Origin of the sequence: Embleya sp. NPDC020630, from assembly GCF_044334985.1 — a bacterium.
Lineage (GTDB): Bacteria > Actinomycetota > Actinomycetes > Streptomycetales > Streptomycetaceae > Embleya.
Map to the genome: position 1 here is coordinate 1 of NZ_JBIRUB010000015.1, position 19,680 is coordinate 19,680.

General features: G+C 70.7%; 17 protein-coding genes and 1 pseudogene. 6 read left to right on the plus strand and 12 right to left on the minus strand.

Features of this window, described 5'->3' with window-relative positions; translation table 11 throughout:
• The first annotated feature begins 192 nt into the window (after positions 1-192).
• Genes ACH4XV_RS35655 through ACH4XV_RS35665 form a run of 3 tightly spaced genes read left to right on the plus strand, consistent with a single transcriptional unit; the run spans position 193 to position 3,715 of the window.
• Positions 193-717, plus strand: a complete 525-nt coding sequence (locus ACH4XV_RS35655) for a PadR family transcriptional regulator (RefSeq protein WP_380000465.1) — start codon at positions 193-195, stop codon at positions 715-717.
• The gene (locus ACH4XV_RS35660) at positions 714-1,394 is read left to right on the plus strand and encodes an ABC transporter ATP-binding protein (protein ID WP_395796561.1); all 681 of its coding nucleotides are present in this window, start codon (positions 714-716) and stop codon (positions 1,392-1,394) included. The genes ACH4XV_RS35655 and ACH4XV_RS35660 overlap by 4 nt, the downstream gene beginning before the upstream one ends.
• A 20-nt stretch (positions 1,395-1,414) precedes the next feature.
• Positions 1,415-3,715: an FtsX-like permease family protein gene (locus ACH4XV_RS35665; protein ID WP_395796806.1), complete on the plus strand. Its 2,301-nt coding sequence runs from the start codon at positions 1,415-1,417 to the stop codon at positions 3,713-3,715.
• A gap of 286 nt (positions 3,716-4,001) precedes the next feature.
• Here the strand turns inward: ACH4XV_RS35665 and ACH4XV_RS35670 are convergent, their stop codons facing one another.
• Entirely contained in the window at positions 4,002-4,814 is an 813-nt protein-coding gene (locus ACH4XV_RS35670; protein ID WP_395796563.1) for an SAM-dependent methyltransferase, read from the minus strand.
• A 664-nt stretch (positions 4,815-5,478) separates the two neighbouring features.
• Between ACH4XV_RS35670 and hutH the strand changes: the two genes are divergently transcribed.
• The 3 genes from hutH to ACH4XV_RS35685 all read left to right on the plus strand — a co-directional run bounded on the left by hutH (position 5,479) and on the right by ACH4XV_RS35685 (position 9,684).
• Positions 5,479-7,068 carry a histidine ammonia-lyase gene (gene hutH, locus ACH4XV_RS35675; RefSeq protein ID WP_395796565.1) on the plus strand — a complete coding sequence of 530 codons (1,590 nt, stop codon included), beginning with the start codon at positions 5,479-5,481 and terminating at the stop codon, positions 7,066-7,068.
• A 702-nt stretch (positions 7,069-7,770) separates the two neighbouring features.
• Positions 7,771-8,562, plus strand: coding sequence for a sigma-70 family RNA polymerase sigma factor (locus ACH4XV_RS35680; protein WP_395796567.1), 792 nt, complete (start codon positions 7,771-7,773; stop codon positions 8,560-8,562).
• A 384-nt stretch (positions 8,563-8,946) separates the two neighbouring features.
• A complete protein-coding gene (locus ACH4XV_RS35685) occupies positions 8,947-9,684 on the plus strand; it encodes a hypothetical protein (RefSeq protein ID WP_395796569.1) in 738 nt (245 codons plus the stop codon).
• A gap of 115 nt (positions 9,685-9,799) precedes the next feature.
• On the opposite strand, the gene ACH4XV_RS35690 is transcribed toward ACH4XV_RS35685, so the two are convergent.
• The 11 genes and pseudogenes from ACH4XV_RS35690 to ACH4XV_RS35740 form a co-directional block, all read right to left on the minus strand.
• Positions 9,800-10,378 carry a hypothetical protein gene (locus ACH4XV_RS35690; RefSeq protein ID WP_395796570.1) on the minus strand — a complete coding sequence of 193 codons (579 nt, stop codon included), beginning with the start codon at positions 10,376-10,378 and terminating at the stop codon, positions 9,800-9,802.
• A 212-nt stretch (positions 10,379-10,590) separates the two neighbouring features.
• Positions 10,591-10,977 carry a hypothetical protein gene (locus tag ACH4XV_RS35695; protein ID WP_395796572.1) on the minus strand — a complete coding sequence of 129 codons (387 nt, stop codon included), beginning with the start codon at positions 10,975-10,977 and terminating at the stop codon, positions 10,591-10,593.
• A 54-nt stretch (positions 10,978-11,031) separates the two neighbouring features.
• Positions 11,032-12,615: a hypothetical protein gene (locus ACH4XV_RS35700; RefSeq protein ID WP_395796574.1), complete on the minus strand. Its 1,584-nt coding sequence runs from the start codon at positions 12,613-12,615 to the stop codon at positions 11,032-11,034.
• A gap of 379 nt (positions 12,616-12,994) precedes the next feature.
• Complete coding sequence (locus ACH4XV_RS35705) at positions 12,995-13,261, minus strand: metal-sensitive transcriptional regulator (protein ID WP_395796576.1); 267 nt, start codon at positions 13,259-13,261, stop codon at positions 12,995-12,997.
• An 82-nt stretch (positions 13,262-13,343) separates the two neighbouring features.
• Positions 13,344-13,582 (minus strand): annotated as a pseudogene (locus ACH4XV_RS35710) (rhodanese-like domain-containing protein); the annotation flags it as partial.
• Between the two features lie 87 nt (positions 13,583-13,669).
• The gene (locus ACH4XV_RS35715; RefSeq protein ID WP_395796578.1) at positions 13,670-14,416 is read right to left on the minus strand and encodes a sulfite exporter TauE/SafE family protein; all 747 of its coding nucleotides are present in this window, start codon (positions 14,414-14,416) and stop codon (positions 13,670-13,672) included.
• A complete protein-coding gene (locus tag ACH4XV_RS35720; RefSeq protein ID WP_395796580.1) occupies positions 14,413-14,772 on the minus strand; it encodes a rhodanese-like domain-containing protein in 360 nt (119 codons plus the stop codon). Before ACH4XV_RS35720 ends, ACH4XV_RS35715 begins: the two co-directional genes overlap by 4 nt.
• 41 nt (positions 14,773-14,813) lie before the next feature.
• Positions 14,814-16,187: a rhodanese-like domain-containing protein gene (locus ACH4XV_RS35725; protein ID WP_395796582.1), complete on the minus strand. Its 1,374-nt coding sequence runs from the start codon at positions 16,185-16,187 to the stop codon at positions 14,814-14,816.
• 482 nt (positions 16,188-16,669) lie between these two features.
• Complete coding sequence (locus ACH4XV_RS35730) at positions 16,670-18,073, minus strand: diacylglycerol/lipid kinase family protein (RefSeq protein ID WP_395796583.1); 1,404 nt, start codon at positions 18,071-18,073, stop codon at positions 16,670-16,672.
• 193 nt (positions 18,074-18,266) lie between these two features.
• On the minus strand, positions 18,267-18,683 hold the full coding sequence (locus ACH4XV_RS35735; protein WP_395796585.1) for a hypothetical protein: 417 nt from the start codon (positions 18,681-18,683) through the stop codon (positions 18,267-18,269).
• Between the two features lie 186 nt (positions 18,684-18,869).
• Positions 18,870-19,535, minus strand: coding sequence for a GAP family protein (locus ACH4XV_RS35740; RefSeq protein WP_395796587.1), 666 nt, complete (start codon positions 19,533-19,535; stop codon positions 18,870-18,872).
• Positions 19,536-19,680 lie beyond the last annotated feature (145 nt).

The following is a 19,680-nucleotide window of genomic DNA, read 5'->3' on the forward strand; positions in this document are numbered from 1 at the left end:
GCAGCGAAAAGGGCGTCCGCTACGGCGGACGCCCCCTCACCCGAGCAGCCTGACCACCCCGGCCACCCGGTGAACGTTTCCGGTCACAGCACTAGCGCTTCCTCCTGCCGTAGGCCCGTCACCGCACGCGGTGACGGGCCTACGGCACCCTGCTATACACACGAGGTATACCTGGTGCGTATAGTGCTCGGCATGTCAATCGGTCACACCCTGCTCGGGCTCCTGGAGTCCGGACCCTGCCACGGCTACGACCTCAAGCGCAGCTTCGACGAGCGCTTCGGACGCGACCGTACCCTCGCCTACGGCCAGGTCTACTCGACCATGTCGCGGCTGTTGAAGAACGGCCTCGTCGAGATAGACGGGCTCGAATCGGGCGGTGGTCCCGAGCGCAAGCGCTACGCGATCACCGACGCCGGTGTCACCGACGTCGAACAGTGGCTCGGCCGGCCGGAGACGCCGGAGCCCTATCTCCAGTCGACGCTCTACACCAAGGTCGTCCTCGCGCTGCTGACCGGCCGCGACGCCGCGGACATCCTCGACACCCAGCGGGCCGAACACCTGACGATGATGCGCGAGCTGACCCGGCGCAAGATCGACGGCGATCTCAGCGACCGACTGATCTGCGACCACGCGCTGTTCCACCTCGAGGCCGACCTGCGCTGGCTCGAACTCACCGCCGCCCGGCTCGGCGAACTCACCCTGGAGATCCGCAAGTGACCGACTCCCTGCTCAGCGGCCACGACCTGCACAAGACCTACGGATCGACGCCCGCCCTCGCCGGCGCGGAGTTCACCATCCGCTCGGGCGAGGTGGTGGCCATCATGGGCCCGTCCGGATCGGGCAAGTCGACGCTGCTGCACTGCCTGGCCGGCATCGTGCGCCCCGACTCCGGCACCATCCGCTACGACGGCCGCGACCTGACCGCCCTGTCGGACGGCGGGCGCAGCGCGCTGCGCCGCAGCGACTTCGGCTTCGTCTTCCAGTTCGGCCAACTCGTACCCGAACTGACCTGCCTGGAGAACGTCGCGCTGCCGCTGCGGCTGAACGCGGTGGGGCGCAAGGAGGCCGAGGCCCGGGCGCGGGAGTGGATGGAGCGCCTGGAGGTGGCCGACCTCGCGCGCAAGCGGCCCGGCGAGATCTCCGGCGGTCAGGGCCAGCGCATCGCGGTGGCCCGCGCGCTGGTGATCCGCCCCCGGGTGGTCTTCGCGGACGAGCCGACCGGCGCGCTGGACTCGCTCAACGGCGAACGGGTGATGCACCTGCTGATCGGGGCGGCCCGATCCACCGACGCCGCGATCGTCCTGGTCACCCACGAGTCGCGGATCGCCGCGTACTCCGACCGGGAGATCGTCGTGCGCGACGGCCGGTCCCGGGACATGGCGCGCGCCGCGTGAACGTGTTCCGTGATCTCAGGATGGGCGCCGGATTCGCGGTCACCGGCGGCCGGGAAGGCTGGATCCGCACACTGCTGACCGCGATCGGCGTGGGCCTCGGGGTGGCGCTGCTCCTGCTGACCACCGCGATTCCGAGCGCGCTGTCCGCGCGGGACGAGCGGGGCCGCGATCGCAACGAACAGCGCGGGCAGGCGGCGCAGGCCGGCGACCATACGCTGCTGATCGCCAATGCCGACACCAGCTACAAGGGCGACGAGATCCGGGGTCGGCTCCTGCGGGCGGAGGGCCCGAAGGCGCCGATCCCGCCGGGGCTGGCCAAGGTGCCGGGGGCGGGCGAGATGGTCGTCTCGCCCGCGCTGGCCGACCTGCTCGATTCGAGCCGGGGGCGGCTGCTTCGGGAACGGTTCCCGTACCGCACGGTCGGCACGATCGGCGACAAGGGCCTGATCGGCCCGGACGAACTGGCCTTCTACGCCGGGAACGACACCGTGACCGCGGGCGACCGATGGAGTTCGGTGCAGCGGATCACCGCGTTCGGCAGCTCGTTTCCCGCCGACCCGATGGATCCCCGGCTGGTGTTGCTGGTCGTGGTGATGTTCGTGGTGCTGCTGATGCCGGTCGCGGTGCTGATCGCCACGGCCGTGCGGTTCGGCGGCGAGCGGCGGGACCGGCGGCTCGCGGCGCTGCGGCTGGTCGGCGCCGACGCGCGCACGACCCGGTGGATCGCGGCGGGGGAGGCGCTCGCGGGATCACTGTTCGGTCTGCTGTTCGGGCTCGGCTTCTTTTTGATCGGGCGGCAACTGGCCGGCGTGGCCTCCGCGTTCGACCTGAGCATCTTCCCGTCCGACCTGGACCCGAGCGTGCCGCTCGCGGTGCTCGTGGCGCTGGCGGTGCCGTTCTCGGCGGTCGCGGTGACGCTGTTCGCGCTGCGTGCCGTGGTGATCGAACCGCTGGGCGTGGTCCGGACCGCCACGCCCCCTCGGCGCAGGGTGTGGTGGCGCCTGCTGCTGCCGCTCGCGGGACTGGCCGCGCTGTACCCGCTGATCCGCCGGGGATCGGAGAGCGGGGAGTTCAACCGGGGACAGGTCGTGCTCGGCGTGGTGCTGCTCCTGCTCGGGGTCACCGCGATGTTGCCCTGGCTCGTGGATGCGGTGGTGGCCCGGCTCGGTGCCGGTGGGGTGCCGTGGCAACTGGCGGTCCGGCGGCTTCAGGTGGGCAGTACCTCGGCGGCCCGGGCGGTCAACGGCATCGCGGTCGCGGTGGCGGGGGCGATCGCGCTCCAGATGCTCTTCCTGGGGATCGAGAACGACTACACCAAGAAGACCGGCGCGGATACGACGCGGGCGCAACTCGCGGTGAGCTCCGACGCGCCGCTGGGCACGGAGGGGATCGAGCGCATCGCCGGGCAGATCCGGGAGGCGACGGGGGTGCGCAGCGCATTCTGGCGATCCGGCACCCGCCTGGCCGAGCCGGGCGAGGATTCCGGTCCGGGCGCGTCGTTGACGATCGGGACGTGTGACACGTTGCGCGAGTTGGCCCGGATCGAGGGATGTACGGACGGGGACACGTTCGTCGTCGACCCACGCACGTCGGGTTCCGTGGGGGGCATGCGGCCGGTGCCCGGGAAGAACGTGGTCATCGACATGGGCCGCGGCCCGCGTACGACGCCCGTGCTCACGCCGTGGGTGATCCCCGCGGCCGCGCGCACGGTTCCGGGTCGGGCGGACGCGAGCGGGATCGCCCCCGACGGGGTGTTGGCGACGCCCGGCGCGGTGCCGGCGGCCGTGAGCCGGCAGCTGACCTACTCGATGACCTTGGCGCTCGACCCGGCGGTGCGGGACGCGAGCGACCTGGCACGCAACGCCATGGCCCGGGTGGATCCGTTGGCGCAGGTGTACACGCTGAGCGAGACCCACGAATCTCGGCGGTTCGCGAACGTGCGCACCGCGCTGTTCATCGGTTCGACGGTGGTACTGCTGATGATCGGCGCGAGCCTGCTGGTGACCATGCTGGAACAGCTGCGCGAGCGGCGGAAGTTGTTGTCGGTCCTGGTCGCGTTCGGCACCAGGCGCAGCACGTTGAGCTGGTCGATCCTGTACCAGACGGCGATCCCGGTCGTGCTCGGCCTGCTCCTCGCGGCGGGCACCGGGGTGGCGTTGGGCGCGGCGCTGCTCGGCATGGCGCAACGCCCGTTCGGGGTGGACTGGACCGGGCTGGCGTCGATGACCGGTATCGGCGCGGGTGTGGTGCTGTTGGTCACGGCGCTGAGTCTGCCGCCGCTGTGGCGGATGATGCGGCCGGACGGGTTGCGGACGGAGTAGCCGGACGGGATCGCGCACGGTAAGGCCGGCGCGGCGGGGGGGGGGGCCGCCCCCGCCCGGGCCGCCCCCCCCCCGGGGGGTTTTGGGGGCCCCGGGGGGGGGGGGGGGGGGGGGGGGGGGGGGGGGGGGGGGGGGGGGGGGGGGGGGGGGGGGGTTGGGGGGGGGGGGGGGGGGGGGGGGGGGTGGGGGGGGGGGGGTGGGGTCGGGGGGGGGGGGGGGGGGGGGCCCGGCCCCGCGGGCCCCCCCCGCCGCCGTAGTGTGTTCGTCGGACCTGCGCGCGAGGGGGTCAGGGCTTGCGGGCGACCGCGCCGAACTGCGGGACGATCGGCGGGAGTTCGCCGTCGACGGGGGTGGCTCGCCAGCGGGCGCAGGAGACGATGCCCGGGTCGAGCAGATCCAGGCCGGCGAAGAAGCGGGTGAACTCGGCGAGGCTGCGGGCGGTGATCGGCGGGGTGGCGTTCTCGTTCCAGAACCGCATGGCCTCGACGTTGCCCTCACCGCCGAGTTCGGTGGTCGGATGGGTGATCACCAGGTGGCTGCCCGACGGTACGGCGGCCATCAACCGGCCGACGATGTCCACGGCGGTGTCGGTGTCGAGGATGAAGTTGAGGCTGCCGAGCAGCATCACCGCGACGGGGCGGTCGAAGTCCAGCGTCGCCTTCGCGTCCGCGACGATGGCGTCGGGGTGGTGCGCGTCGGCGTGGATGTAGTCGGTGGCGCCCTCGGGGGTGCTGGTGAGCAACGCGCGGGCGTGCGCCAGGACGAGCGGGTCGTTGTCCACGTAGACGATCCGCGCGGTGGGGTTCACCCGCTGGGCGACCTCGTGCGTGTTGTCGGCGGTGGGCAGCCCGGTGCCGATGTCGAGGAACTGGTCCATCCCGGCCTCGCCGGCCAGGAAGCGCACCGCGCGGCCCAGGAACTCCCGGTCCGCGCGCGCGACTTCGCCGATGCTCGGGAACATGCTTGTGACGTGGTCGCCGACCTTGCGGTCGATCGGGTAGTTGTCCTTGCCGCCCAGCCAGTGATTCCAGACCCGGGCGTTGTGCGCGACGTCGGGCCCCGAGATCGGCTGGCCCTCGGACGGTCGATTCTCGCTCACGGCGGTGGTCCCTTTTCCTGTCCGCCGTTCACCCGGTGCATCCCGAACGAAAGGCTGCGCGCCCAAGCGCCTTCGAACCCGTTCCCACCCCATTGTGCCACCCACCCACCAATCGGTTCACCGCCCCACCGGGCGTGTCGCCCCGCGTGTCGAGCCCCGCTCGTGTCGGTCGAGGCTGCGGCGGTGAACCGTGACGCCATCCCGCGAATCGAGAGCCCGCCCCGGGAAGGTGTGCGCGACGCAGGTGGCCGCTCGTGCCGAGTAGCGGGTGACTGTGCGGCATTGTCGCGCGATCGAGGTCGGCCGGCAGTGGCTCGCCGCGTGGAGGCCGGCGTTCGGGGGCAATGAGGACGTCGACCTTCAGCGTGCGGAGTGTCCGGTCGACGCGATAAGCATGAAAATCATTCCAGATTGCCACGGCGCCACCTCGGCGCCGCTCCACACCTCGGCATCTCGGCCCGTCAGGCGTCGCTTCCGCGGGCTTCCCCTGCCCCGGGCCGCCCGTATGGCGGTGGCCGTGGCGGGCGTACTCGCTCTGGTGTCGGGCTCGGCCGCCTCCGTGGCGCCGCCTTCGCGGGCTTCGGCCCATGCGGACTACGCGCCGGCGGGCGGTGATCCCTCCGGGGGAGGGGCTCGTGACGTCGAGGATCGCACGGGTGCGACCGTGGCCCTGGACGGCGCGCACTTGACGATGGCGCAGATGTCGGCGGTCTTCCGCGGCACGTCCGGCCCGGTAGCACTCTCCGAGAGCGCCGCCGCGGACATGACCCGGACCCGCGACGGCGCACTGGCGTCGTTGACCGAAGGACAACGCGTCTACGGTTGGAACCAGGCCCTCGGCCCGCTCAAGAACAAGGCGCTCACCGACGCCGAACAGGTCGAGTTCCAAAAGCACATCCTGCGTTCGCACGCGGCCGGCACGGGTCCCGAACTCTCCACCGGCGTCGCGCGCCTTGCCCTGGTCCTGCGTGCCAACGCGATGGCCCGGGGGCACATGGGAGTCCGTCCCGAGACGGTTCGGCGCATGCTCGCGCTGGTCAACGCCGGGGTGACCCCCGTCATGCCCGCGATCGGCTCGCTCGGTACGGGCGACCTCCAACCCATGGCCGCCGCCGGGCTCGTGCTCACGGGCGACGGTGCGACGGCTCGGCTGGGCGGCGGGGAACCCGGCCCCGCCGGGGACGTGCTCGCCCGCGCGGGCTTGCCCAGGACGTTCGAGTTGCAGGCGGGCGAGGCGCTGCCGCTGATCAGCGGCAGCGGTGTGCTGACCGCGCGCTACGTCGCCTCCGTGCTCCGCTCCGAGGCCTTCCTCGACCAATTCGGCGGCGCCTTCGCCCTGTTCATGGAGGCTACCCGCGCCGAGGCCGGCTCCCTGGACGCCCGGACCCACGCGGAACGCCGCATCCCCGCCGAGGAGCACGAGGCCGGCGTACTGCGCGCGCTGACCCAGGGCAGCCAGTGGATGACCGAGCAGGGTCGCACCCAGTACGGGGAGACGACGCCGCGCATCCAGGACGCCGTGTCCGTGCGCTCCACACCACACATCGCCGGCACGCTGCGGCAGACCCTCGCGGAGGCCGTCGCGATCATCGAGCGTGAGGCCAATTCCTCGACGTCCAACCCCCTCGTGTTCGAACGCCCCGACGGTAGCCGCGAGTTCGTGATGGGGGGCAATTACGACGACGCCCAGATCGGTCACGCGATCGACACTCTCAACGCCCAGGTCACCGACGTCGCGGTGCTCAGCCACGAGTTGTCGGCGCGCCTGATCGCCGCCAAGTGGAGCTACGGCCTGCCCGACAACCTCGCGGGCCCGCCGGTCGGCCTCAATTCCGGAATGGTGCAGGCGCAGACCGTCGCGGCGGCACTCGTGCCCGAGATGCAGGTACGGGCCGTGCCCGCCGGAGTCCTGTCCCGCCCGGAGAAGTTCGGACAGGAGGACCACAACACGATGGCCATGGCATCGGAGCGCAACCTCGACGACAACCTCGAACGCGCCGAGATCATCCTGGCCGTGCACTTCCTCCTGGCCGCACAGGGCATCGACGCGGCCCGCCCGCAGATGGGCGGCCTGGCCCTGGGCAAGCGCACCGCCGAACTCCACGCCCGCTTCCGGCAACACATCCCCGAACTGGGCGAAGACCGATGGATGACGCCCGACGTCGACGAGGCCGTCCACCTGGTCACCCACGAACACCTGCGCACCGACCCGCAGCCGGCCACCCACACGCAGTCCCTACCGCACCCACGCTGACGCCCCACAGCACAACCGACCGCCCTCGACGCGAGCGGCGACACCATGACTTCGCCTGCTCGCCCCGTGCGGCGAGCCGAAGGGGAGCGCCGTCGGGCTCATCGTGTGCGCAATGGGCCCGACGCCGGTCTCCTCGCACGGTCCGAGTCCCGGCCTCGCGCGATGCGAGCGCGAGGCCGGGACTCGGCGGCGACCGGAGAGCACTCCCTTCCCGGGGCTCTGCGTTGGGTCCCACGACACGGATGTCCTCGAGGGTCGGGCGATGGGGTGGTTCACCCAAACGATGTAGACGCCGTGTCCCGGGAACCCGGCAGATTCATGTGGCCACGGGGACGTCCATCCCCCCAGTGTGACGCGGACCAGCCTCACCGACAGTGCCGAGCGGAGGCCATCATGGCCAGGTACCGCCGTTTCACCGAGAAGTAGTGATTCGGATGTGTTTCTCTGGAATCGTCCCCTGTGTGCACTGGTTCGGCGAATGGCGTGACATGGCGGCCCTGCGACGGCGCCCCGTGTAATGGGCCGCGCCCTCACCGGACACGTGGCACCGGGCGCCGCCCGCGCATCCTCCTGTTCGTTTTGCGGTGTGGGCGGGCCGTGGGGTGGAAGGGATCGAAGTCGGCCCCGCCCCGGGCCGCATCGCCCGTTCACGCCCGCGGTCCCCCGGCGTCCGACACGTTTCGTTCGGAGGCCCCTCCCACGATGACCGACCACCCCGACGCCCTGGCCACACTGCGCGCCGCCACCGACCGCAACCTGGCACTCCTGGCCACTTTGCAACCCGGCGCCCATGCCCACGCCCGACTGCGCAACGAGGTCGTCGAAGACAACCTCAACCTCGTCACACACGCCTGCGCTCGCTACACCCATCGCGCCGACCTGCGCGAGGACCTGCGCCAGGTTGCCGCGATCGGGCTCATCAAGGCCGTCGACGGCTACCGCCCCGACCGCGGTTCAGGCTTCCTCGCCTACGCGATCCCCACCATCGCGGGCGAGCTGAAGCGCTACTTCCGCGACCACACCTGGGCCGTCCACGCCCGCCGCGGTGAACAGGAGCAGTACCTGCGCCTGGTCCGCGCCCGCGACGACCTCTCCGCCCGCCTCGGACGCGAGCCGGACCACGCCGAACTCGCGGCACACCTCGACACCGACGAGGCCACGGTCCGCACGGGCCTGGAACTGGGCGCGGCCCTGCGCGCCGACTCCCTCGACGCCCCGGCCCCCACCACCGGTAGCGGCGACGACGGCGCCTCCAGAGGCGATCGACACGGCGCCCCCGACCCCGCCCTGGACCTGGTCGTCGACCGCGAATCGTTGCGCCCGTTGATCGCCGAACTCGGCGAACGCGACCGCCGCATCCTCAAGCTCCGCTTCTGGGACGACCTCAGCCAGGCCGAGATCGGCGAACGACTCGGACTGTCCCAGATGCACATCTCCCGACTACTCACCCGCACCTTCACCACCCTGCGCACGGGCATGCTCGCCACCACCTGACCAGCCTCGACCCCTCCGCCGGCTCCTCGACCGGGAGGACTGGGGACTGGCTCCACGCGACTTGGACTCGCCGAGCGTGTACGCGAGGAACGGCACGCGCACCTGGAAACACGGTCGGGACGTCTGATGGCCCTGTACTTCTGCGCGAAGATCCAGGCCCGCCCGGCCCGCTGCCGGTGTCGGCTCCGGTTTCCCGTGTCCGTGGGGCGGCTGCCCGCCGCATCGGGATCGGCCTTGGGAAGGCGACCCGTACGGGAAGAGTCGCCGGCGTGAGTCCGCCCGCCGCGGCGCTGGGCCCGCAGCGCCGACGGTGGTGGGTGATGAAACACGACGCACGGGGTCTACGACCGCCGGCGTCCGAGTGCGACCGAGGCGACACAGGTCGTGGACGGTCGGCGCATCGTCACCGAGCACGGCAAGGGAAGCGGCCCCGGCGTGTTGGTGATCAGCGACGCCGGCAGTGACGCCCCCGGCTGGCGGATCCCCTGCGGGGAATGGTCCTGCATCAAGGACAGCGCCACCGTCGCCTCCGGAGTGGTCGTCCATCACCGCGACATCGCGGGATCGGACCTTCGCACGATGCAGGCTCTGACGGGCTTCGACGCCGCCACCGGAACCCTCCTGTGGGCGCCGCGGGACCTCGCCCGGCCGGTCGGAGCAGCCGCCACCTCGCAGCCCGACCTTGTCAAGCAGGACAGCGGCAGGTTGGTCATCGGCTGGTACGACCTCGACGCGTCGCCCACCACCGTCACCTACGGCGTGAACGCACCCGTCACCGGCAGATTGCCGGCGACAGGCCCGACGCTTTCGGGTACGCCCGAGTCCGGGCTCGCCGACGCCGACGTAGTCGTCGTCGTGGTCACGACGACGAGGACCGTCGCCGCCTGGCGGATCGACACGGGCACGCTGCTGTGGCAACAGGCCGAGAACGAGATCCGCCTGGAACCGGTCGCCGTCGTGGGCCCGGTCCTGTACTCCGGCGAGCGCCCCTCGATGGCGGTCGACCTGAGCACGAAGGCGGTCCTCCAACGCGTCGTCTCGGACAGGCCGCGGCCGGTGGGCACCGATCACGCCGTGGTCTTCACCGGCACCGCTTACGTCTTCGCCATCCGACGGGACTGAACCGGAGTCGGTGTCATGCATCCCCACGTCGGAGCGTCGGTCGAACGCGTGCCGGGCCACGATCCGACACGCCCGACCAACCTCCACCATCTCGTTCGTCCTGGTCGGCGCGGGATCACGGGGGTGTGGTGCCGGTTGCGCGCAGGGTGCCCTTGGTGATGGTGCCGTTTCGTATGGTGTACGACCCCGCGTACAGGCGGACGCTGCCGTCGGTGCGCTGTGCGGCGACTCGTACCTGCACGGTGTCGCCGCTGATGGAGTCGATGGTCAGCCTGTCGCTCACGGTGTCCGAGAAGCCGGCGACGAACGTGGCGTAGGTCGATCCGAGGTTGCTGCCGCCGAGGGTCCAGGCCGTTGTGTAGTCGCCTCGGTTGATCGCGTCGTAGTAGTGGGCGACGACGGTGGCCGGGTTCGATGCCGGAGTGCTCGTCGGGGCGAGGGCGGTTGTGCCGGCCGGGGCCGGGCGCGTTGGTGGGAACGACGCGCCCGGGGACGGGCCGGTCGAGAACGAGGCGGCTGCCGTCCTTGGCACGAACACCGGGGTCGGCGGGAGCGGTGTGCGAGTTGCGGGGGCGATGGCGGCTTCGGCGGTCGTGGTTGCCGCGGTGGTGGTGTCGGAGCCGGAGTCGCTCTCTCGGAGAAGAAGAATCGTGACGGCGATTGTGGCCACGCCGAGGGTGGTCAGGATTGCCATGAGGACGCGCCGACTCCCCGTGTCCGCGGGGGCGCTCGCGGGCGCGATCGTTTCGGCGTTCCAGGGGCCTACCTCACCGCCGCACGTGGTGCAAAAGCGCAGTGCCGCCGCCGAGAGGACGGCCCCGCAGTGGGCGCACGTGATCATGATGGCTCGCCTCTCGGGGAGTCGATTCCGCGCCGTGGAAGCGGAGTTCGCCCCTCGGCGGTCGGTCAGGACGCGAACAGGGCGTTGATCGCCTGGATGACGAGTGCGATTGTCCCGCTCAACGCGGTGGCGCCGCCCACGGCGTCGCGGAGGGACGTGGCGGTTCGCTTCAGGCGCACGCGACTCGGTGGCGTCAGGGTGAGTTCGTGGCGCAGCTCCTCGGCGTCGGCGAGGGCCTGTTCGCGGTCGGTCAGTGTGGTTTCGGTCGCCCGGATCCGGACGATGAGTTCGTCGACCGCGGCCAGCAGTTCGTCCGGGGTTCGCGGTGCCGACGGGGTGGCCGATCCGGTGGCCGTGGTCTGTTCCGCCCGGGCCTTGTGGCCGACGGCGATCGCGGACTCGCTGACGCTCGCGTTCTCGCCGATGTCGACCTTGTTTGTTTCCTTGCTCATGTCGATTCCGTTCGTTTCGTGTCGGATTCGGTTCCGGCTCGGGGCGGGCGGTTTCTAGGGTTTTCCGTTCGAGGTGGCCGAGGCTCCTCGGCCGACGCTGAATGCCGAACCGGTGACGGTGGCTCCGGCGCCTACCGTGAGGCTGTTGTTGACGATCGTCTCGGCGCGCCGCTTGAGTTCCGCGGGGTCGATGTTCTTTTCTTCGAGGAAGTCGACGAGAGTGTCGAAGATCCTCTTCTCCACGACCTTCGTATACATTTCCTGATCAAGTTTCTGGAAATATCGGTGATAGCCGATCAGGAGCCCGTTCGAGTCGAGGCCGAGCCGGAGGATTGTTCGAATGACCGGGCTCAGCATCGGGTCGAGGACGGGGCCCAGCGAGGGAAAACGGTCCGGGACACGGGAGCGCAGATCGCTTGCTTCCTGCCGGATGCTCAGCAGGGCACCGTGGTTGAAGGTGAAGCGCCTGGCGACCATCCGCCGTTGGCGCGCCTGCTTCCAACGCCGTCGAGGACCCGCGAAGACCCGCTTGAGGGTGCGCGGGATACAGCGGAACACCAGGCCGAACCAGCGGAATCCACTGGCCACGACGAGCCGCGCGAACTCTCCGAACGTGGGGTGCAGCAGCAGGTCGTCGATCTCGTAGTAGCGCCAGTGCAGAGGTGGCAGCAGGGAGTGGTTCACCTCGACGAACAGATGCGAGGAACCAACGGTCACCCGCAGGAAGAGCGTGTACACGAGCTGCCCGCCCCAGCCGACGATCTCCACCACCAGATAGGGGCGGGCCCGGTCCTCGGGATGCTCGGTGAGGTACGCGACGACCGCTTCGGAGACTCGATCGACCGGGCGCGGGTTCCGACCGGTCAGGAATCGGCTGTCGTGGTGGATGTCGGCACCGTTGATGAACAGCCGGTCATGGACGCTCAGCCCGGGAAGGTCGAGGAGTGCGATCCTGGAGGCGAGCCTTTCGCGCAGCTCGGAGGCCGTGAAGGAGACGACGGGTTCGTCGTCGCACGCCACCGTCGTGTCCAGGGCGAACGACCAGCTGTCCAGCGTCCATCCGTGGCCGAGGAACGGGTCGAATCCGCTGTAGGTGCTTACGTTGCCCGCCGCGTAGACGGCGACCAGGTCGATCTGGTCCCGCGTCACCTGGAGTTGTGGATCGGGCGCTCGGGAGGCGTCGAACGTTCCGCGCCGCAGCGTTTGCGCAAGCGCTCCCCAGCGCGCGACGTACGCCTCGGCGACGACCACGACCCAGGACGCCATGACCACGAGGATGCCTGGGAGCGCTCCGACGCTCACGAAATTCACGATGGCCAGGATCAGCAGTACGGCAAGGGCCGCGTCCCGGGCCAGATGCCGGGCGCGAGCGGCGATGGCGTGCTTCATGACCGCGACGAGGTCGACGCCCGGGGAACGCACCACCGCGCGGAGCGGTTCCTCGAGGACGTCCTCGACGAGTTTCTCGGCCAGCTTGCTGTCCAGATGAACGGCCGCGCACAGGTAGCGCGTCGCCTCGTCCGTCGTTGGACTCGGTGCGTTCGGTGCGCCTACCCGTCCTCGGGGAGGGTGGTGGACCACCCGCGCCGACGGCGGCGGGGCCGCCGGCTGTGCGGGTATCTCCAGGGACCCAGTCACGATCGCGGTGTCGCTTCGGGCCGACGGCCCTGGTGGCACGGGGTTCGCAGGCTTTACCCGTGCACCGCAGCCACCGCAGAAATCTGCTGCTTCGGGATTCTCGTGACCACACGAATTACAGCGCACACCCCATCGCCCCCCGACGCTCCGGAACCGGAGAATACCCCTGGGTGCGACATTACTCGCATGGAGCGCGCGAGGACGGAATAGTCGGGATGTTCGTCGAAGCGATGAGAATCGTCATCAGGAGACAGAATCCGACCTTCCGGTTCGCTGTCGTTCGATCGCTCCCGGCTCCTCGCAAAGGGGCTGCACAAAAATGGAAGAGCAACGAGAATGCAGACCCCGTCGGCCGGTTGTCGTGGTCGAGCACCGGTTGTCAGGCAAGGGCGAGGAAGAGCTTCTCGAGTTCTTCCTCGGTCATGGGGTCCTGGTTCTCGTCGGCGTTGTTCATGCACTGGCGCATGCCGCTGGCGACGATTTTGAAGCCGGCGCGGTCCAGAGCTTTGGAGACGGCGGCGAGCTGGGTGACGACGTCCTTGCAGTCGCGGCCGGCTTCGATCATGGCGATGACGCCGGCGAGTTGTCCCTGGGCGCGCCGCAGGCGGTTGAGGACTGCGTTGACTGCGTCGTCGTCGACTTTCACCGGTGCCTCCTGGCCTTGTGTGCTCTGCTTCATGGTACCCCAGGGGGTATCAGTGTTCGGAGGGCCGGTGGTCGCGGAGGGCGGCGAGGGTGCGGCAGGCGTGCTCGGAGCGGGTGCCGGAGGCGCAGACGATGAGGATGTCGCCGCGCCGGGCGGCGTCGCGGATGTCGGGTAGGGCGCGGTCCAGGTGGTCGAGCGGGATGTTGAGGGCACCGGGGAGGTGGCCGGTGGCGTATTCGCCGGGGGGCGGACGTCGAGGACGACGAGTTCGTGCAGGCGGCTGCCTGCCTGGTCGGTGTCCAGGGTGCGGGGGTTGGTCATGATGCGGGGTCCGTCCTTCTTTTCGGATGGTGCCTGGATATGGGCAGTGCGACGCCCGGGGGCGCTTGGTGTGGTCGTGGCGTGGTGTCAGTGGAGGGCGTCGGCGAGCATGAGGGCGGCGACGGCCAGGAGCACGACGGCGAACGTGCGCTGGAGCGTGGGGCCGGAGACTTTCGCGGCGAGGCGCTTGCCGTCCCAGGCGCCGAGGATCGCGGCGCCGGTGAAGGGAGCAATGACCGCCCAGTGCAGGGATGTGGGGGTGCCGACGCGGGCGGTGAGCGCGGCGAGGGAGTTGACGGTGATGACCAGGAGGCTGGTGCCCACGGCGGCCCGCATCCGCAGTCCCAGGACGGAGACGAGCGCGGGGACGGCGAGGAAGCCGCCGCCGACGCCGAGGAAGCCGGTGACCGTGCCGAGCCCGACCCCGGCTCCGGCCGCCCGGGCGGGGCGGACGGGGTGCGACGGCGGGTCGGTGGCGGGGGATTTGAGCATGGCCGCGGCGGCGAGGGCTGCTATCGCGGCGAAGGCCGCGGTCAGGGCGGCTTCCGGCAGGCGGGCGGCGAGGAGGCCGGCGGCGATGGCGGGCCCGATGCCGGCGGCCGCGAACAGGATGCCGGTCTTCCAACGGACGTTGCCGCAGGTCGCGTGGGTGTAGAGGGCGGTCGCGGAGGTGGCGGTGACGATGATCAGCGAGGCGGTGGTGGCCGCGGCCGGGGTGAAGCCGAGGAGGTAGATCAGGGCGGGGACGGCCAGGACGCTGCCGCCGCCTCCGAGCGCCCCGAGGGCCAGGCCGACGACGGCCCCGGCGGCGAGGGCGAGGAGGAGGGCGCTCACGCTATTCGGCCGCTGCTTCCGTGCTCGTCCACGATCGGCAGCGCGGCCGACGCCCAGGCGTTCATGCCGCCCTTGACGTCGACGGCGTCGGCCCCGCGCTCGGAGAGGAGCTCGGCGGCCTGCCGGGAGCGGTGACCCGACCGGCAGATCACCACCAACGGGCGGCCCTTCGCGGCCGGGGGCAGGTCCTGGCCGGCGAGGAGGCGGGAGAGCGCGACGTGGACGGCGCCGGGGGCGTGCCCGGCGTTCCATTCGGCCCGCTCGCGTATGTCTACGAGCACGGCGTCGCCGGACGTGATGCGCTCGTGGGCCTTGGTGGCAGTGACGCGGGCCGTGCCGCGACGGAAGAGGAACATTCCGTCGTCCTTCCGGTCTCGGGGGTGGGGCTGTGGGCGGTTCAGCGACCGGTGTCGGTGCCGGTGGTGAGGGGGAGGCCGGCTTCGGTGGCGGCGTCGAAGGTGTCGTCGACGGCGACGACGTCGCGTCCGGCGGCGTCCAGGAGGGAGGCCGCGATGGCCGCGCGCATCCCGCCGGCGCAGTGCACCCACACCGTGCCGGACGGGACCTCGTCCAGGCGCCGATGGAGCTGGTGGATGGGGATGTGCGCGGAGCCCGTGATCCAGCCCTTGGCGCGTTCGGAGTCGCGGCGCACGTCGAGGACGACGTCGGGGTGCGGATCGTGGGCGGCGAGGTCGGCGAAGGTGGCGCGGGGGAAGGAACGAGGGCTCGCGCCGTCGGATATCCAGTCGCGGGGGCCACCGGTGGCGGCGGCGGCCGGGCGATCGATGCCGACGCGGACCAGTTCGCGCTGGGCGGCGGCGAGCTGTGCGGGGGATTCGGCGAGGAGGGTGACGGGCTTGCCCCAGGGGATCATCCAGGCGAGGTAGGTGGCGATCTTCCCCTCGGCCTCGAAGTTGACGGATCCCGCGAGGTGGCCCTCGGCGAACGTGATCCGGTTGCGCAGATCCACCACCCATTCCCCGGCTGCCAGACGTGCGGCGATGTCGAAGGGATCGGCCACCGGCGGTGCGGTCAGGTCCACGGGCGCGGGGCCCTCGGCGTTGGCCGGCCCCATGTGGGTGTAGTAGGCGGGCACGTCCTCCAGGCCGACGAGCAGTTCGGCGACGAAGGAGTCGACGTCCTTGACCAGGGCGTCGTTGCCGCTCTTCTCCTTGCCGATGGTGGTGGCGTCGCCCTCGGACCGGGAGGAGGAGCAGAAACTGCCGAAGCCGTGCGTGGGCAGGATCGGCGTCTCGTCGGGGAGTTCGGCCGCAAGCCGGTGGGCGGAAGCGTGCTGGGCGCGCGCCAGTGCTTCGGTCAGTCGAGGCTCGACCAGGTCGGGGCGGCCCACCGAGCCGATCAGCAGCGACCCTCCCGTGAACACGGCCGCCACCGTGCCCCGCTCCTCGAGGACGTAGGACGTGTGATGGGGGGTGTGGCCGGGAGTGGCCATCGCCCGCAAGGTGACGTCCTCGTCGACCTCGACGGTGTCGCCGTCGGCGACGGGAGTACGGGCGAACGCGACCCGGGCGTCGGCGGGCACGAGGTAGACGGCGCCGGTCAGGCGCGCGAGGTCCAGGCCGCCGCTCACGTAGTCGTTGTGGACGTGGGTCTCCGCCACGTGCGAGATCCGCACCCCCCGCGCCGCAGCCGCCGCCAGGACCCGGTCGACGTCGCGGGGCGGGTCCACCACCACCGCACTGCGCGCACCGCCTGCCAGGTAGCCGCGGTTGCCCAGGCCCTCGGTTTCGATGGTGTCGATGAAGAACACGCGGTTGCCCCTTTCGGCTGAGATTTACCCCCCGGGGTATATTTCGAGCGTACCACGAGTACCCCCGGGGGTATTTCTGGCCGACAGTGGGAACCCGCTCTCGCGAGGGCGTGCGGCAACCCGCGCTCGGAATGGATGATTTGCGGCGCTCGGACGAGAGGCGGACGGTGTCCGCCGCTTTCGCCGAGGACGAGGCTCGCCACGCCCGACTCTTCGCGGAGGCGCTCGACCAACTACGGTGACCGGGACATCTCGCCGGTCGGGGGATCGATGACCGTCGCGCCTGTGTGTGCCTTCGTCACCACTCGGTCGCCCCCGGTGCCGCCGCCGCGGTGTGCGGATAAAACCTCGTCATCGACACGAGTGCGACCGGTTCGCGTGATCGTCACGGGGAGTGCTCGGCGGGCTGATCGTTCACGGGCTCGCGGTGATCGTCGGTGGATTGCGGCGCCCACGGGCCGGCCCGTGGGCTCGGCGCCGCTTCACGAAGCGGGCGGCCTGTTCGCTCGCTCTCGTGAACTGCGGGGGCCGACGGCGCGTGTCCGCCGAGCGGGGAGGGCCAAGGCGAGTACGCGACGCCAGTCCACGTGGCGGGTAGGTCGGGGAACGCCCGGGCGATCGCGCGGGACGAGAACGCGTAGCGCGGCCGGACGCAGGGTGCACACGACCGGTGTACCCATTCGGAGAGCCTCGCCGTCGACCGCGACGGGAATCTCGGCAGCCTCGGAGGTGACCTCGACGCGGTGGGCGCTCGTCACGGTCAACGCCTCGGAGCGCTCACCGCGTACGACCAGGTCGGCGGCCGGGACCGCGCCCCGAACGTGGATGCCCAGCACGCCGAGTTCGCCGTCGTCCAGGCGCGGGCGTCGGCCGGTGCCTGCCATCTCACTGGGGGAGTTGTACCGATTGTTGCTGATCAGCAGGGCCTGTTGCGCGGTCAGGACGGTGTCGTCGACGCGCGCGTCGAGCCGTACGCCACCATCACCGACCAACAGGTCCGGCAGGAGGCCGAGCGCCGTCGCGGCCTTGTCGTCGCGATACTCGGGGCGCTGCACGACGTCGGCGTACGCACCGAAGGACACCGTGTTGACGAAGGCGCGGCCCGCGACGTCGCCCAGGTCGACGTGCAACTCCTCGCCATCGGTGAGCGCGTCCAGGCACCGACCCGGGTCGGCGCGGTCGAGCCCGAGGTCCATCGCGAAGTGGTTGCGAGTCCCGGCCGCGATGACGAGGAAGGGCAGGTCGTGTTCGGCGGCGACCGCTGCCACCAGCGCCTGGGTGCCGTCACCACCGGCCACGCCCAGCAGGTCCGCGCCGTCGACGACGGCTTCCTGGGCCAGTTCGGCGACGTCCGCGGGAGTGGAGGGGTCGAGGAGAACGACCCGCGCGCCGAGTTCCTCGGCCCGTTCGACGAGGCCGAAGCGGCCGACCTTGCCTCCCCCGGACTTCGGGTTCATGATCAGGAACGGCCTCGCGGGCCGGGCCGCGGGCGCGGCCGGTTGCACACGATCCGGGTCCGACGTGCGCAGGGCCGCTCGGGCGCACGCCACGGTACCGGCCCAACACGCGCCCAGGATCACAGCGTCGAGCCACAGGCCGTCGAAGGCGAGGAGCACGAGGACGGCCACCGGCGCGCCCACCGCGATCAGTGCGCCGACCAGCCGGACCGCGCCCCGGTGCGCGAGGAACCACCACAGACCGACGGCGCAGGCCGCCAGGCCGAGAAACGCCGCGCCCACGATCAGGAACCCGGCCTCGCGCAGTGCGATCACGAGGACGACCACCACGCCGACGACGGCGAGCAACGCCAGACGCGCCAAAAAGCGTGCGGCCCTGCCTCCATCGACGCGCGCTCGCCGTGACGAGGCCGTTGCGTGCCGGCCCATGGTGTGCCTCCCGGCTTGCTCCGCCCGACCGACGCCTACGGAAAAGTCGGCCGTGCGGTCGAACCGCGTCCGACCGGGTGACGGTGTCTTCCGCCCGTGCCAAGGACGCTCGTCGCGGGTTTCGTGTGATGGAGAGGGCTGATGACCGGTGTCGAACCGCGGTCTCCTGCCACCTCGACGTTGCCACGAACGTTCAATACCGATTCTTGGCCGGTCCCGTGCACAGTGCCCAGATGACGGCGATGTCGATGGCGATGAGGATCGTCGACCACAGCGGATAGTGCGGCAGCCATGCGAAGTTGGCGATCATGCTCAGCCCCGCCAGCAGCACGCCCAGCATGCGCGCCCAGAGCGCGTTGGCGAACAACGCGAGGCCGGCGAGAGCGACCACGATCCCGAGGATCAGGTGGATCCAGCCCCAACCCGCGACGCTGAAGCCGAACGTGTAGTTGTGGGTTCTGAGGATGACGTCGTCTTTCGCGATGGCCGCGATCCCCTGGAATACCGCCAACACCCCGCCGACGATCATCATGACCGCTGCGAACACCGTCCATCCGCTTGCGGCGGTGGACGGTGGGGTGTGATGTCGCGTGCTTGTGTGATTGGTCATCGCTGATCATCCTTGGCTTTCGGCTTTCGAGGCGTCGGCCGCTGCCTGCGCCGTGGCGCCCTGGATCACGGCCGCATGCGTGTGTGCCGCGCATGCGGACGTCACGTTTCCACCGTCTCTCTCGCGTACGAAAGGCGCCACCGGATCGTTGCCGCCACAGGCGGACAAGCGCCGATGCGGCGACCTTTACGAGAGTTTGACGAGTTCGTACGTGCTCTTGGCGGCCAACCACAGGCCCAGCAGCAACGACAACACGACGATGGCCTGGTCCTGGTGGGTGGTGAGGGCCGTGCGTAGCCGATCGAGCTCGATGTGTGCCCGGGCCGGCGCGAACGTGGCGTACAACTCCATCGCGAACAAAGTGGCCGTGGCGAGCAGGAAGTAGCTCATCAAGGCCACGAACGTGGCGGCCGAGGACAGGTCCGCGTTCATCACGGTGGCCCCGCCCGCGGCGACCATCGCCCACGGTTGGAGCAGGATGGCGAGGCCGGCCGCGGTCCATCCGGAAACGCGATCCAGCCGCGCCATCCACCTCGGATTTCCTCGGGAGCGGGTGGCGCCTCGGCGTCGTTTGCGCTCGCCGTAGACCACCAGCGCGATGCCCACGGTCAGCTTGACCACGAGACCCGCCGTCGAGGGCGCACTGTGTCTCGAAGGCGGAGCGCCCCCGGTCAACAGCAACACCCCCGCGACCACCACGACGAGTTCCACGAGCCAGGTCAGGGTGAACACAAGCCCTTTCAACAACCCTCTGTCCGCGGACAACAACAGGATGAACGCGGAGTTGTGCATCGGTCCCAGGGTGATGGCCGTTGCGATGAGGACGAGATCAAGGACCATGGCTGTCCCCATGTGGGTGAATGTGGATCAGGGTCGCGCGAGAGCGTGTCACCGCCCTCGGTACCACCCGTCGGGTCCCGCTACACAACATTTCGGAGCCCGTGCCCGCCATCCGGCTGACGCTGCGGCGCGGCGGATCCGGGCTCTTGTCGGGCGC